The sequence below is a fragment of the Psychrobium sp. 1_MG-2023 genome (assembly GCF_030689115.1).
Lineage (GTDB): Bacteria > Pseudomonadota > Gammaproteobacteria > Enterobacterales > Psychrobiaceae > Psychrobium.
The window spans coordinates 1-14,793 of record NZ_JAUYVJ010000036.1; the positions used below are offsets into that span (position 1 = coordinate 1).

The window sequence follows — 14,793 nt, forward strand, 5'->3', positions numbered from 1 at the left end:
TGGAGCGACTTACGAGGTTCGAACTCGTGACCTCGACCTTGGCAAGGTCGCGCTCTACCAGCTGAGCTAAAGTCGCACTTTGTATTTACTTATCGGTTAACTCCGTTGAACTACATTTTTTGTGGTTCGTTGTTGTCATCCGATGCAGCGCATTCTAATGATTTATTAAAAGGAGTCAACAATGTTTTTTAACTTTTTGTTTCACTTGACCAAATAACCTACGAAAAGAACAACTTTAGTTCAATGTGAGTTAAATTCAATCAGATTTCTTGGTCTTGCTCCTTAATACTTGCACTCGCAGCCCATAAATAGCTAATCATTGATGAAATAGTTAATGCGGTTGCTATGTACAATAAACCAAAACCAATATTAATGACGGTTTCATTATAGCGTGATAGAAGTGCAATTATTGCGAGCATCTGTGCAGCCGTTTTAATTTTCCCCCAAATAGACACAGCAACAATACCTCGCTTGCCTAATTCAGCCATCCACTCTCTGAGCGCACTGATAATGATTTCTCGAGAGATCATTACAATCGCAGGGACGGTTACCCAAACGGATTGATAATCATGACTTAGCAGTACTAGTGCACCACATACCATCACCTTATCAGCTACAGGGTCAAGGAAAGCACCAAATTTAGTACTCTGGTTGAGTTTTCTAGCTAAATAACCATCTAATATGTCTGTACCAGCGGCAAACCAGAAGATAAATGCGGCGATTAAATATCGATGCTCAGTCGGTGCGAAGAAAGAAGCAAGAAAAACAGGGATTAATACGACCCGTAATAAGGTCAATAGATTTGGAATAGTTAACGGCATTACAATATTTAACTTGATGAATGTGCCCTTATGTTGCCCTAAAGACACGAGTAATACAAACACCTAACCACATCAAATTAATAACTGCTTATAAAACACCCACTAGTGATTTAAGCTATCAAAAATAATTGCGGCAAGTTCGGCACTAACCCCCGGCACTTTCGCAATTTCTTCGCGACTGGCTTTTTTAAGCTCTTGCATCCCACCTAAATATTTAATTAAGGCTTGGCGACGTTTCGGGCCAACACCAGGAATACTTTCTAGCGTCGAGGTATTTTTAACTTTAGCACGACGCGCACGATGTCCTGTAATCGCAAAACGATGCGACTCATCACGAATATGTTGAATCAAGTGAAGAGCAGCATTATCATTTTCTAAATCGATGATCTCACGCGTGCTCCCCACAATCAGCGTCTCTAAACCTGGCTTACGCCCTTCCCCTTTAGCGACACCAAGTAGCAAAGGTATTTTAGGCAAATGCTCTTGATATTGGGCTATCACCTCTTCGGCTTCGGTGAGTTGCCCTTTACCACCATCAATAAAGAGTACATCTGGAATCAACTGCGCATCGTTAGCCTTTGCAAATCGGCGTGACAATGCTTGACGCATCGCGGCATAATCATCACCGGGGGTAATGCCTTCAATATTAAACTTACGATATTGTGCTTTTGCTGGTCCTTCACGATCAAACACTACACACGAAGCCACCGTTTGTTGGCCAGAGGTATGAGAAATATCAAAACACTCCATCCGAGTGATTTTTTTATCACTATCTAATGCTTGCTCTAGCGCTGTAATACGTTGTAACTGAGTGCCCTTTTGTGCCAGCTTGCTTTCTAAGCCAATACGCGCATTACGCTGCGCCATATCAACTAACTTAGCACGCTCGCCTCGCGTATTGTGATGAAGCTGTACTTTATAGCCCGCTTCACTCGACAGGGCTTCGCCAATGCCTTGTTGATCAAGGGTGTCACAATTATGTAGAACTTGTCTTGGAATTTGACGACCTGCGCTACTATTTAAATAGAACTGTAAGATAAAGGCACTGTATAGTTCTGCACTCTCCGTACCTTTAGGGATTTTAGGGTAATAACTCCGTGACCCCAACACCTTACCATTACGAATAAACAATAAATGAAAACAGGCAATGCCGTGTTCATAATTAAAGCCAACCACATCGACATCCGTTTGATCGGAGTTAATCCACTGCTGCTCTTGTACTTTGCGCAGTGCCGTTAATTGATCGCGATAACGCGCTGCGGCTTCAAAGTTAAGCGCATGACTCGCCGCTTCCATCTTCTCCACCAGCTGTCCCAAGACCTTTTGACTATCACCAGCTAAAAAGAGCCCAGCTAGCTTCACTTCATTGGCATAGTCTTCATCGCTCACTTTGCCTGCAACACATGGCGCTAAGCAACGTTTGAGTTGATACTGTAAGCAGGGGCGTGAACGATTGCGATAATAAGCATCTTCACATTGGCGGATAGGAAAGATTTTTTGCATGAGATGCAGGCTTTCACGTACCGCACCGCTGTTAGGGTATGGGCCAAAATATTTACCTTTGGCTTTTTTGGCACCGCGATGGCTGGTAATACGAGGGTGACGATGTTCAGAGATAAAAATAAACGGATAAGACTTATCATCACGAAGCAACACATTATATTTAGGCATGTGATGCTTGATAAGGTCATTTTCTAAAATAAGGGCTTCGGTTTCAGTGTTTGTAACAATCACCTTGATATTGACAATTTTACTGACTAAAACCCGAGTTTTTCCGTTAGTAATATTAGAACGGAAATAGCTAGCAAGGCGCTTTTTTAAATTTTTCGCCTTGCCAACATAGATGACGACATCATTGACGTCGAGCATTTGATATACACCAGCTGCGGTGGTGACATTTTTTAAAAATGCAGCAGAATCAAATAACAGAGCAGTAAACGCCTACAGCTTTTCAGTATCTAAGAAACCGTGTCGAATAGCTAAATGGGTTAATTCAACATCACCACTCACTTCTAACTTACTAAACAAACGGTATCGATACGAGTTTACTGTTTTAGGGCTTAGACTGAGTTGCTCTGAGATGTCATTAACCTTTTGCCCGGTGGTGATCATCATCATGATCTGCAACTCACGGTCAGAAAGTGCTTGGAATGGATTATCTTCAGCAGGTCTAAACTGGCTTAACGCCATCTGTTGAGCAATCTCAGGAGATAAATAACGTTGGCCCGTTTTTACTTGGCGAATCGCATTAATCATTTCATTCGGTGCAGCACCTTTGGTTAAGTAACCCGCCGCACCCGCTTGCATAACTTTAGTAGGGTAAGGCTCTTCGCTGTGAATGCTGATAACAATAATTTTAATATCTGGGTTTAGACGTAAAATACGACGTGTTGCTTCTATTCCACCGATCCCTGGCATATTCATATCCATTAAGACAATATCCGTATCGTTATTGCGACACCATTGTACTGCCGTTTCTCCAGAATCAGCTTCGCCAACGACCTTCATGCCACGAACATCCTCAAGCAAACGCTTGATCCCAGTTCGTACAAGTTCATGATCATCAACTAAAAAAACATTAATCACTTCGCTCTCCTCATATCGCAATCATGTTAAACAACGATAAAAGATTTTTCTAAAATAAGTGGGTAATATTACAATGCTTTCACTAGCAAGTGAAAGTCTTATTTTAACATATTGAATTTATGAATATTTTTTGCACTTGTTGTGCTTCTCTTTTTCTTACTTCCCCATCAAAAGCATTCCGCACAACGATTTGACAAAAAAGAAAAAATATCAGAAAAAATATGACGCATTAATGATGTTGTTCTACACTTAAAATTAATCAATAAAAAACAAACAAAGTCCTAACAACCATAAACTTAGGCTCTCTGGATATAATAATAATCACGGTATTGAATCGTAGGATAATTATCTTAAAGATAAAATAATAACAACCTACTTTGTAGTTTTTCCAAGGAAATATATAGCAGCGTATTACTGGCACGAGAGACTCTTGCTCTAACTGTTGTCGTTTAACGTAAATATATTCAGAGGATCAATTATGTTAGCCCATCGAAACTCCACACTTTACCTTTTCAGCCTGTTGGTTTATTGGGCAGCGTTACCAACCATTGCTGTAACCCCTTCTGACGTTGATAGCAACAATACAGCCAAACGAGCACAGCAGAAGTCTATTGAATATTACCAAACAAAAATCAGCCAACTTGAGTTGCAAGGCGGTGCTTATAGTAATGAGTTAGGTCAAGAAGTATTAAGCCTCGGTACTGCTTACCAAACGATCAACCAACACGAACTTGCCGTAAAACAATTTGAACGTGCACTTCACTTAAATCGAGTTGATGAAGGTTTATATTCTAAAAATCAATTGCCTATTTTAAAAAAGCTTATCACTAGCTTAAAAGCACAAAAGCGCTGGAAACTAGTGAATAATTGGTATCACTACCAATATTGGCTACACACGCTCAACTATAACGTTGACGACGATAAAATGCTTAAAAACATGATGGATTTTGCGAATTGGAATCTAAAGTCATATTCGCAAGGCTATAGTGATATGCCTATCGACCACCTGATCACCGCATACAAAACACTCGAAAAACTGACAGAGTTAATCAGTACAAAATACGGAGAAACGCATATTGAAAATATCGGGGCACTTCATGGACTAATGATAGCCAACTACTTTGTGGCAATTAGTTCTGAGACTAGAGCGATTCAAACTGGCCAAGAGAATCAACCTATGATTGGTCCTTCAACGATTGGAGTGCTAAAAAGAAAGAGCTTTAGAGTGGGCAAAGAAATTGTAAACAAAGAAATTAAGATTCTAACTAATCAACCAGTTAAAGATCACTTACGCATTGTCAATGCGATGCTCAAACTTGCTGATTGGGAATTAATGTATGGTAAAACTCAATCCGCAACAAAGGATTATCACATCGCTTACCAATATGCTAAGGAACACGATACCAATAATAATTTCCGTCAACAGCTCTTTTCAAAGCCCATTGCGTTACCAAATTTCCCACAATTAACATTAAATAGCAGTGAGCACCTGCCGCAACAAAGCACATCTACTCACCAACAATATGTCCATGCCTCATTTAATGTCACCCCTAATGGACGCGCAAGAGCCATTAAAGTGCTTAGTGCTAAGCCAAAAAGTACCAGCTCTATTCGGGCTAAAGCGGTTAAATTTCTTCGAGCTTCACGTTTTCGCCCACGGATCAATAATGGACTATTAGCGGCTACAGAACACACTAAATTACATATTTTTGTCGATTAACGTCGGGGACTCTTTATGAATACGTCAACGAAAATTGCACTAGCGTTAACATTGCTTGCATTAATTAGTTGTAAAACTACGCAGCAATCATCGCCGCCAACACCGCAGCAGACCCCTCCTACTCCACCTTCACAAAGTGCGAGTAGCCCAAGTCAGCCCTCGTCAGCTCAATCTCAAAGCAACTCAACAGCGACCAATAAGAGGAAACAGCAGCGTCAATCACAAAGTGCGGCAGCCTCACAACAGCAACAAAGCCAGCAAGCAGCAACAACTGACACGAGCCAACAAACTGCTACATCCGGGCAGCACTCACCGCAAAGTAGTGAGCAAGCTAGCACACAAGAAAATGACGGCCAAGAACAAGCCTCTGATAACTCGAATGAAGCTAACGGCAGTGAATCGGCAGAACAAACTGAAGTGATGGAAAGTGGTAGCGGCGAGAGCACGCCATCTGATGAAATAGACTTTTCAGAAGAAGAGCAAACTAACGCAGCAGCCAGTTCAACAAATAATAATGCAAGCCAATCATCAAGTGCCACGGCCAATGACAATGCAAATGCAAATGCAACAATGAGTCAACAGTCTAGCTCTTCTGTGGCTAGTAACGAAAACTCAGCGACTCAAATACCAACCGCGGCAGCAATTCAGACTACAGCTGAGCGGGCAGCACAACTTGAAGAACAGCTCGCGCGTTCGATGGGCGACTATGACGCGATGATTTTAAAAGAGCGTGAATATATCGAAGGCAAAGGGAATGAGCAAGGGAGTGAAGCTGAAGTCGAAGTCGCTGATATAGGGTCACTCTACGACGATGTACTCAATGGTCAGTCTGAAAGCAAAGCTCCTGTAGCCCAGAAAAATGGTGTTGGAAATCAAACAATGCCAGCAGGTTCTGGCAACGCTAATGTCCCAGGGAAATCTAAACAGCAACAAACGTATACACCCCCTGCTGACATTCCGACAGGTGTTGATGATGATGTAGTCGCTCGCCAGATCCGTGAAGCGGCATTAAAAGAGCCTGATCCTGCACTGCGTGAAAAGTTGTGGCAAGAATATAGAAAATACAAAAAGAATCAGTAAGTCAAATAACTGCGTGAGGTTGAGTAACAAAAGTTACTTAAGATCTAAACATAATGATAAGAGAGTTCATGATGAGATATTTACTATACTCCTTCATTTTATTGACGTTAGCCCTTAACATCGGGTGTAGTACAGTTGATGTTCGCTCTGCCGCTGTCGTTGAGCTAACGCGTGAGGCAAGTGACATTCCAGAGGCAGAACTATTAGATATTGGGATCAGAGTATTCAATGGCGGTTTAGCCGACCTTGATCAGTCTGATGAAGATACTATTGTTTTTCCTGAAATACGCTTAGCGGAAGCAAGTTACTTTCCACAACTTTTAATGCAAACTTTGCAAGACAGCAGTGCATGGGGAGCTGTACGCGTTATTCCGTCTCAGCACCAATTTGTTGATGTGGTTGTCGACGGTACAATCATTGAGTCGGACGGCGAAACACTCACTCTAGCCATTAGTGTCAATGATGCCCAAGGTAAACAATGGTTCAAAAAAACCTATACTCACCGTACCAGTAGTTATTCCTATAAAGATAAAGCACAACGTCACAGTGATCCTTTTCGAACAATCTATAATCAAATCGCTAATGATTTAAATAATCACCGCCAAAGCCTTACCTCAGCAGAATTAGTCAACCTGCGTAAAATTACTCAACTAAAGTTTGCGCAGTCCCTTGCACCGATTATTTACCAACAGCATTTAGGTAAAAATGCTCAAGGTCATTACACCGTAAAACGTCTCCCAGCAGAAAACGACCCTATGCTAGCCCGAGTCCAGCAAATAAAAGATCGTGACAATTTATTCATCGATACATTGCAGCAATATTATGAAAGTTATGCCAAAGAAATGAGTAAACCTTACCAACAATGGCGTAGTGAGAGTTATCGAGAAGTTATTGCAGTAAATAAATTAAAACAACGGGCATCACAAGAGAAAGTACTCGGAATAGCCACCATTATCGCAGGTATCTTAGGGGTTCGAAGCTCAGATGCTTCAGCTCGTGCAGCCAGTACACTAGCGGTATCAGGTGGTGCATACGTTATAAAGAGTGGCTATGATCGTGACTCTGACGCTCAAATACATATTGATACGTTACAAGAGCTTGGAGACTCCCTTGAAGCCAGTATTGCCCCGAGTGTGATTGAACTTGAAGATCGAACCGTCACCTTGACTGGCACCGTATCTAATCAATATCAACAATGGCGTGAGATTTTACAACAAATCTATCAACTTGATACGGGAATAGTCACACCTAACCAAGTCTTGCCAAATGAATGAACGTAACGGTGAATTAGCTATTTTTCCTGTAATAAGGAGGAAGTAATGAACGATTCAGAGACAACGAACCAAAGTCAGAGTGCGTCTAATCAACAGACGCCGGTGAGCTTTGCTTTTGATGAGCAAAAACAACCGCTAAGTTTGTTAACCCTACAATGGTTAAAACGCTCTTATTTGCTCCTCGTCGCCCTGTTGTGTTTACTTTTAGCCTTATACTGGGTGTTATTTTATTTACCAACCAGTGACCTGATCCCAGCCCAACAAGCAATTCACACTCAGCCTAGTCAACCAACTGGTGCCCTACCAGCAAAACGCATCGAACAGTCACCATGGCAAGACGCCCAACAAGCAAAACTTCGTCGTCAAGCCCAAGACATTCTATCGGTGATTTTAACCCAGCAAACCAAGCTTGAAGCCATGGGGGTGACAAAATGGGCCAATCTTGAGTATCTTGAAGCAATCAATAAGGCGCACGCTGGCGATGAGCACTACCAACAACAGCAATTTTCTATCGCAATTGATACCTACCAACAGGTATTAACCCTATTTACAGCAATTGAAGCAAGCAGCGACGAACACTTTACACGTTACTTAGCCGCTGGTGAACAAGCACTAGCGCAAAACAACGCCTCACTAGCTAAACAGAAGTTAACTGTCGCTTTACAAATCAATCCGAACCATCAGGCAGCCACACAAGCTTATGATCGATCGCTAGTACTCGATCAAGTCAATACATTAATCAACCAAGGAAAAGTATTAGTCTCTGAACAAAAACTTATTGAAGCTAAGACTCAATTTTCCAAGGCAATCGCTCTAGATTCTCACTCTCAGGCAGCTCGTGAACAACTACAATCCACTGACCTTGCGATAACTCAGCGCGATTTCTCAGCTGAGATGTCAAAAGGTTACAAACAAATGCATCAACACCGCTACCACACCGCGATAAAACACTTTAAACAAGCAAAGCAACTGTATGCAACTTCGGCAAACGGTGTGGAACAACGTACAATGGCACAACAAGCGATAACGCAAAGTAGCAACCTACTAACACAAGGGCGTATCGACACCTTTATTGCGCAAGCTAAAGTACTGGAGCAACAAGAAGCTTGGCAACTAGTTATTGAACAGTATCAACAAGCGCTGAGCCTTGATAGTAGCTTGATCACAGCTAAAGTTGGTCAACTGAGTGCACAAGCGAGGCTTCAACAGCAGAAACAGCTAAACCAAATCATCAATAAACCATTACGCCTCAACAACGAACGTATCTACCAACAATCCTTGAGCCACTATCAACAAGCACTGAAGACCCTACAGCCTGGCCCCAAACTAGCGGAACAACTAGTCCAAGTAAAATACACACTGACACAAGCTAAAACACCTGTATCAGTGAAGATTGACTCTGATAATTACACCGATGTCACATTATATAAAGTCGGTAATTTAGGGAATTTTTCGACAAAAACACTCACGTTAACACCGGGGCTTTACACAATCGTCGGCTCGCGTGATGGCTTCCAAGATGTCAGGCACCAATTTTCAATCAACGCTAACGAAAAAAACAAAACCATCTTAGTTCAATGCGATAAAAGGGTGACTAACGGATGAATAGCCTAGATGAACACCGCGCACAAGGTGGCGTGACAACCATTACACCACAACCTTTTGCTCCAGCCGCTACTGAGCAAGCCGATCAACACTTTCGTCATAAACCAGTTGTCTACTTCATTGCTAGCTTACTGTTTTTTGGAATTGCATCATTATGGTATTTATTTAGTGCAAAATCCGTTGTGATAAAAACTTACCCACTAACCAGCGATATCACAATCACAGGAACGCCCCACCTTGCCCTAGCGGATCATTTATTAATGCTTCCTGGTCAGTACCATTTAAATGCAACATCACCACTTCATTTCCCACTAACGCAAACCTTTGATGTAACAGATGAACAAAACCAGCAGTTGAGCTTTAATTTCACCAAGTTACCGGGACATTTGAAATTACAGCTAACTCAAGATATCACCCCAACAGTTAAAGTTGATGGAGAGCGTGTTACATTAAACAAGACAACTATCAATGATATCAGCGCAGGAAAACACCGTCTTCATATCTCTTCACCGCGTTATTTTCCACTAGAGACTGACATAAATATAGCAGGCAAACAACAAACCCAAACATTAGCCGTCAGCTTAACACCCGCTTGGGCAAATATTAGCGTCAACTCCAGTCCTATCGGTGCTAAGGTATTTTCCGGCCAACAGCTACTTGGGATCACGCCGCTCAGCACGCAGCTCCTTAATGGAGAACATACCCTAACGATTGAAAAGCAAGGCTATCAATCAACCCAGCGGCTCATTACTGTTGTTGCGGGACAAGATCATGCACTAGCACACATTCCACTCTTTAAACTCGAGGGACAGTTAATCATCAACACTCAGCCACAAGGTGTTAGTGTTACTTATGGAGATAAATACCTAGGGGTCACTCCGTTAAATATTGCTGTGTTACCGAATCAAACACAATCGTTATTATTGTTTAAAGAAGGTTTTAAGCAACAGTCTCATCAATTAAGTGTTGCTTCAGGTACCACATTAACGCAACAGTTCAAACTGAAGCCACTAATAGGCAAAGTCAAATTCTCTGTGACACCTGCTGACGCCACGTTATATGTGGCAGGAAAACTCATGGGGTTAGCTAACCAAACACTTCCGTTAACAGCAAAGAAGCAACATATTACTATCAAGCGGGATGGTTATGTGGATCACAACACAACACTCGTGCCTAACCCACAACGCCAACAAGTTTTCTCTATTTCATTAATGACTCTTGAACAAAGTCGTTGGCAAAATATCCAATCGATAATCACCACAGCCTCTGGCTCAGCACTCAAACTATTTAAAATTAACGAGAGTTTTACTATGGGTGCTTCTCGCCGAGAACAAGGCCGACGCGCCAATGAAACACAACGCACAGTGATCCTAAATCGCGCTTTTTACCTTGGCCTAAAGGAAGTAACCAATAAAGAGTATCAACAATTCAAGCGCCAACACTCGTCAGGTCACGTCAAGGGGAATAGCCTAAACGGCCCAATGCAGCCTGTTGTTAACGTCACGTGGCTCCAAGCTGCACAATATTGCAATTGGTTATCACAACAAGAAAATCTACCACTGGTTTATCACATAGAACAAGAGAAGTTAGTGCGTATAAATAAAGTTGCTACAGGCTATCGATTACCAACAGAAGCCGAGTGGGCATGGGCTGCACGTTTACAACAAGGAAAAATGATCAAATACCCTTGGGGTCAATCATTACCGCCTAAGCAAAATTCTGGTAACTATGCCGATATCTCAGGCGCACCAATTTTGGGATCCATTCAGGCTCGTTATAAAGACGGTTATATCGTCTCAGCCCCTGTCGGTCGTTTTGCAGCAAACCACCACGGCTTATTCGATCTTGGAGGGAATGTCGCAGAATGGGTGAACGATTATTATCAAACCACCTTCATAACCAAAGAGACCAATCCTATGGGGCCTATCACAGGCAGTCATCATGTGATTCGAGGGGCTAGTTGGGCTCACGGGACACGTACTCAATTAAGATTATCGTTTAGAGATTACGATAACCGCCCTCGCAATGATGTTGGCTTTAGAGTCGCACGCTATGCGCAATAAACAAAAAGGAGCAAAGCAATGAATAGATTAATGATATCAGCGGCTCTCATTTCACTGTCATTGATAAGTGTTGCTGACGCTTTTAATAATCAAAAAAAACAGTTGTTAGAGCCCTCTGCTAAAACACAAAGTTTTAGCTTGGCCGCAACCACGGACACCGAAAAGGCCACAGATAAAGTTAAGGTTACAGGCACTAATACAAAAAAAACGACCAAAGCAAATAACGCCGCTAAAAAAGCAACGACATTTAAACCCAGTGAAACCATTTCTGAGGATTTGTCAGTTTCGTTTCCCGTGGATATTTAAGGGCGATAGCGTTTAAAAATAAACAATCAGCAGTACAAGAGCAGTTATTCATCGAGTTACTTTGATAAGGAAACACTCCAATGAAAAAAGGCACAGGTTCTGAATTTATATTTCAATTATTCTCATTGTTGCTATCGATAATTATCGTCCATGCAGTCTATGTCACGGTCATTCGTCCCAACGCACAAGCCATCAGCCAACAACAGCAAATGGCCCATCAAACGAATCAGTCGAGTCAAACAGAACGTTCCATCTATGTTGTCTTAAAAGATTTCGAACAAGAAACCTGTTTTGTGTTAATGCTTTGGGCACTCCTCATCATGGCTTACAAAGCACGTATTACCCAACAAGAACGCTATATGTTGAATCAATCGATGCTTAATGTGCAACCTGGTGTGAGTATACTGCCCCAAGATGCACGGGAGTTGTGCCGTCCGTTACAAAACTTACCTCAAAATCAACGAGAAATGTTAGCACCACGCACTTTACTCATTGCACTTCAACGCTTTAATGCCACAGCCAATGTTGACGCAGTGGCCAGTGCCGTTAAAAACAATTGTGATAGCGAAACCGACAAGCTCGATAGTGAGCTAGCAATGGTGCGCTACATTGTGTGGGCTATCCCTTCAATTGGCTTTATTGGTACCGTTCGCGGTATCGGTGAGGCCTTAGGTCTTGCTCATGAGGCGGTACAGGGAAATATCATTGGAGTTACCAACAGCCTAGGCACAGCGTTTAATTCAACCTTTATCGCTCTGGTGATTAGCATCGTGATTATGTTTTTCAGCCACCAGCTACAGCTTATGCAAGAACGCCTAGTTCAAAGCACTCAAGATTATTGTGATAACAATTTGCTCAATCATTTATTAATTGCCGATGTTAATAAGGAGGAGTCATGAATAGCATTGTAATCGCTCTTAACGACTATCAGCTCACATTAACAGAACTTGCAAGCGGTCACTCGGTTTCAGAGCTTAGTCATGCTATCGCAACCGAGAAAAACATTGAGTTTGGTGTCTCTGCATTTGAACAATCTAAGGCAACACCAGAACACCATTTTTGCAACTATTGGCAGCATATTGGACTAGACCCTATTAACTGCCCTCACCCCGAAGTTAGGCATTTCGCCGATATTGCCTACTTACAGCTCAAACACTTATTAAATCCGCTAAATCCAGATGATAACGTCATACTATTAGTGCCTAGTCATTTTAGCCAACAGCAATTAGCCCTTGTCATCGGCATTGTACAGAGTTGCCAATTTACGGTGTTGGCAGTGCTAAACTCCACATTGTTAGCCCTCAACTCTCTTGAACCGCATCAAATAAACAATCATCAATCATACTATGCCGATATCACACTAACCCATTGCTCACTTGACTGCGTAACACTTGATGCACACATTAGCATCAATCACAGTCAACAGTTCTCTGATTGCGGTATCAATCAACTTTATCGCGACATTGCTCGCTGGCTCAATCAACGGTTTATAGAAGAATGTCGTTTTGATGCTTTTTATCAGGCCGATACTGAACAAGCACTCTACAACCAGTTACCAGTATTATTAAAAAAACAATCAACACAATATCGAATCAATGCAGGTGACAAAATGATTACCGTCAAGCTTGCTGACCTTAATCATCAGATAGAACAGTGTTTTTCCCCGTTTATCAAACACCTTAATAACTTAATTAATCATGACCACCAAACCGTATTTATTAGTCAACGACTCACACAACTATTAGCAGGGCTCTCGATCTCAACACTGATAACGCCTATAACAGAACAATCGCATTTAAATGGACTCAACTCGCTCATTAGCGATTTTTCTACCCAAGCCTCATCAGATCAGCAAGTTCAATTGATAAACCAACTGCCACTGAATCAGGCAATAAGTAATTCGTTAAACAACCAGTTACAAAGCAAACAGCAAAAAAAAATCATTACCCATGTACTCTATTGTGGGCACGCTTTACCATTATTCTCAAAGCAAGACCCGCTACAAACAAATAAACCGCTGTATATCCATACCGATAAGCAACAACTATTAGGTTACAACCAAAAAAAGAGCACCGTCGCCTGCCTGAGCCCAACTGGAAACAACTGGCGTTTAATTCCCCTATCCCAGCAGCCTATCTCGATTAATCAACACGTTGTCATGGACTCTCAATGCCTGTCAGTTGGTGATGTAATACATATCAGAGGCGTCGCTGAACCACTGATAGTCATTCAAGTGGAACAGGAGTTGTAACGATCATGGCCAACAAGCGGAAGTTTTCAACATTCAGCTTATCGTTTCTCGATATCATGTCTTGCGGCTTTGGTGCGGTGATCCTAGTTTTTTTAATTATTCGTCACGACGTGAATACTCAAGTCGAGTCACCGCAAGTACCTTTGGACGCTGAAGTTAATTTATTACAACAAGAAATCACCGAAGGTAAAGATAACCTAGTCGCGATTAAGAATACCTTATCATTACTCAATCAAGAATTTGTTGAAACCAACGGGCTTGCTCGACGTATCAATGACGAGATAGATGCCATTGAGAATATGCTAAAAGTTCTAGAACGAGAAAACGACGACCAACAAATTAAGCAGCTACAGAAAGAGCTTAAAAAGCTAGCCAGTGAAAAAAAAGAACTTGAACAACAAATTAAGCAAGGTAATGACGCTAGACGATTCCAAGGTCAAGGCCAGCGCCAATACCTCACAGGGTTGAAGCTTGATGGTTCTCGAACACTTATTTTACTCGACGCATCAGCCAGTATGCTTGATAACACGATCGTTAACATTATTAGGCGGCGTAATATGTCAGAGCAACACCAAAAACAAAGCGATAAATGGCGCCGTGCCATTCGTGCCGTTGAATGGTTAACCGCTAAATTCCCCTTAGAAAGTCAATTTCAAGTGTACAGTTTTAATACCGATGTCTCTGCGGCATCAAGCCATACTCTTGATCAATGGCTAGCGGTTGATAACCCTGAGCAATTAAAACAAACCTTTGATGGCCTTTATCAGCTTATTCCTAAGGGTGGCACCAACCTAGAATTGGCGTTTAGCGCAATTCACCGACTTAACCCAATGCCAGATAACATTATTTTAATTACTGACAGCTTACCAACCCAAGGACAACGAAAAAATAACACTCACACCATAAGTTCGAAAGAACGTGAAGCGCTCTTTGAGCAGGCGGTCAATGCGCTGCCACAAGGGATCCCCGTTAATGTATTGCTATGGCCAATGGAGGGCGATCCCGTTGCTGCCTCTGCATTTTGGAAGCTAGCGCAATACACCAGTGGCTCTTTTATGAGTCCCTCACGTGATTGGCCATAAGGAGG

General features: G+C 42.0%; 12 protein-coding genes and 1 tRNA gene. 9 read left to right on the forward strand and 4 right to left on the reverse strand.

Annotated elements, in window-relative coordinates:
• The 4 genes from Q8W26_RS15620 to uvrY form a co-directional block, all read right to left on the reverse strand.
• A tRNA-Gly gene (locus Q8W26_RS15620) sits at positions 1–76 on the reverse strand.
• Between the two features lie 184 nt (positions 77–260).
• On the reverse strand, positions 261–821 hold the full coding sequence (pgsA, locus tag Q8W26_RS15625) for a CDP-diacylglycerol--glycerol-3-phosphate 3-phosphatidyltransferase (protein WP_101212547.1): 561 nt from the start codon (positions 819–821) through the stop codon (positions 261–263).
• A 102-nt stretch (positions 822–923) separates the two neighbouring features.
• On the reverse strand, positions 924–2,750 hold the full coding sequence (uvrC, locus tag Q8W26_RS15630; RefSeq protein ID WP_101212300.1) for an excinuclease ABC subunit UvrC: 1,827 nt from the start codon (positions 2,748–2,750) through the stop codon (positions 924–926).
• Between the two features lie 12 nt (positions 2,751–2,762).
• Complete coding sequence (gene uvrY, locus Q8W26_RS15635; RefSeq protein ID WP_101212298.1) at positions 2,763–3,407, reverse strand: UvrY/SirA/GacA family response regulator transcription factor; 645 nt, start codon at positions 3,405–3,407, stop codon at positions 2,763–2,765.
• Between the two features lie 478 nt (positions 3,408–3,885).
• Between uvrY and Q8W26_RS15640 the strand changes: the two genes are divergently transcribed.
• From Q8W26_RS15640 to Q8W26_RS15680, 9 genes are all read left to right on the forward strand, one after another.
• Entirely contained in the window at positions 3,886–5,127 is a 1,242-nt protein-coding gene (locus Q8W26_RS15640) for a hypothetical protein (RefSeq protein ID WP_101212296.1), read from the forward strand.
• A 15-nt stretch (positions 5,128–5,142) separates the two neighbouring features.
• The gene (locus tag Q8W26_RS15645; RefSeq protein WP_101212294.1) at positions 5,143–6,207 is read left to right on the forward strand and encodes a hypothetical protein; all 1,065 of its coding nucleotides are present in this window, start codon (positions 5,143–5,145) and stop codon (positions 6,205–6,207) included.
• Positions 6,208–6,275: 68 nt separating this feature from the next.
• On the forward strand, positions 6,276–7,481 hold the full coding sequence (locus Q8W26_RS15650; protein WP_101212292.1) for a hypothetical protein: 1,206 nt from the start codon (positions 6,276–6,278) through the stop codon (positions 7,479–7,481).
• Positions 7,482–7,526: 45 nt separating this feature from the next.
• The gene (locus Q8W26_RS15655) at positions 7,527–9,086 is read left to right on the forward strand and encodes a hypothetical protein (protein ID WP_101212290.1); all 1,560 of its coding nucleotides are present in this window, start codon (positions 7,527–7,529) and stop codon (positions 9,084–9,086) included.
• On the forward strand, positions 9,083–11,149 hold the full coding sequence (locus Q8W26_RS15660; RefSeq protein WP_101212288.1) for an SUMF1/EgtB/PvdO family nonheme iron enzyme: 2,067 nt from the start codon (positions 9,083–9,085) through the stop codon (positions 11,147–11,149). Before Q8W26_RS15655 ends, Q8W26_RS15660 begins: the two co-directional genes overlap by 4 nt.
• Positions 11,150–11,167: 18 nt before the next feature.
• Positions 11,168–11,455: a hypothetical protein gene (locus Q8W26_RS15665; protein ID WP_101212287.1), complete on the forward strand. Its 288-nt coding sequence runs from the start codon at positions 11,168–11,170 to the stop codon at positions 11,453–11,455.
• Positions 11,456–11,535: 80 nt separating this feature from the next.
• Entirely contained in the window at positions 11,536–12,354 is an 819-nt protein-coding gene (locus Q8W26_RS15670; protein WP_101212285.1) for a MotA/TolQ/ExbB proton channel family protein, read from the forward strand.
• Positions 12,351–13,706, forward strand: coding sequence for a hypothetical protein (locus tag Q8W26_RS15675; protein ID WP_101212283.1), 1,356 nt, complete (start codon positions 12,351–12,353; stop codon positions 13,704–13,706). Before Q8W26_RS15670 ends, Q8W26_RS15675 begins: the two co-directional genes overlap by 4 nt.
• Before the next feature lie 5 nt (positions 13,707–13,711).
• Positions 13,712–14,788, forward strand: a complete 1,077-nt coding sequence (locus Q8W26_RS15680) for a VWA domain-containing protein (RefSeq protein ID WP_305473746.1) — start codon at positions 13,712–13,714, stop codon at positions 14,786–14,788.
• Positions 14,789–14,793: the final 5 nt, after the last annotated feature.

Coding starts and splice junctions, on each gene's coding strand:
- pgsA (WP_101212547.1), bottom strand. CDS start 821: ATGCCGTTAACTATTCCAAATCTATTGACCTTATTACGGGTCGTATTA.
- Q8W26_RS15640 (WP_101212296.1), top strand. CDS start 3,886: ATGTTAGCCCATCGAAACTCCACACTTTACCTTTTCAGCCTGTTGGTT.
- Q8W26_RS15645 (WP_101212294.1), top strand. CDS start 5,143: ATGAATACGTCAACGAAAATTGCACTAGCGTTAACATTGCTTGCATTA.
- Q8W26_RS15650 (WP_101212292.1), top strand. CDS start 6,276: ATGATGAGATATTTACTATACTCCTTCATTTTATTGACGTTAGCCCTT.
- Q8W26_RS15655 (WP_101212290.1), top strand. CDS start 7,527: ATGAACGATTCAGAGACAACGAACCAAAGTCAGAGTGCGTCTAATCAA.
- Q8W26_RS15660 (WP_101212288.1), top strand. CDS start 9,083: ATGAATAGCCTAGATGAACACCGCGCACAAGGTGGCGTGACAACCATT.
- Q8W26_RS15665 (WP_101212287.1), top strand. CDS start 11,168: ATGAATAGATTAATGATATCAGCGGCTCTCATTTCACTGTCATTGATA.
- Q8W26_RS15670 (WP_101212285.1), top strand. CDS start 11,536: ATGAAAAAAGGCACAGGTTCTGAATTTATATTTCAATTATTCTCATTG.
- Q8W26_RS15675 (WP_101212283.1), top strand. CDS start 12,351: ATGAATAGCATTGTAATCGCTCTTAACGACTATCAGCTCACATTAACA.
- Q8W26_RS15680 (WP_305473746.1), top strand. CDS start 13,712: ATGGCCAACAAGCGGAAGTTTTCAACATTCAGCTTATCGTTTCTCGAT.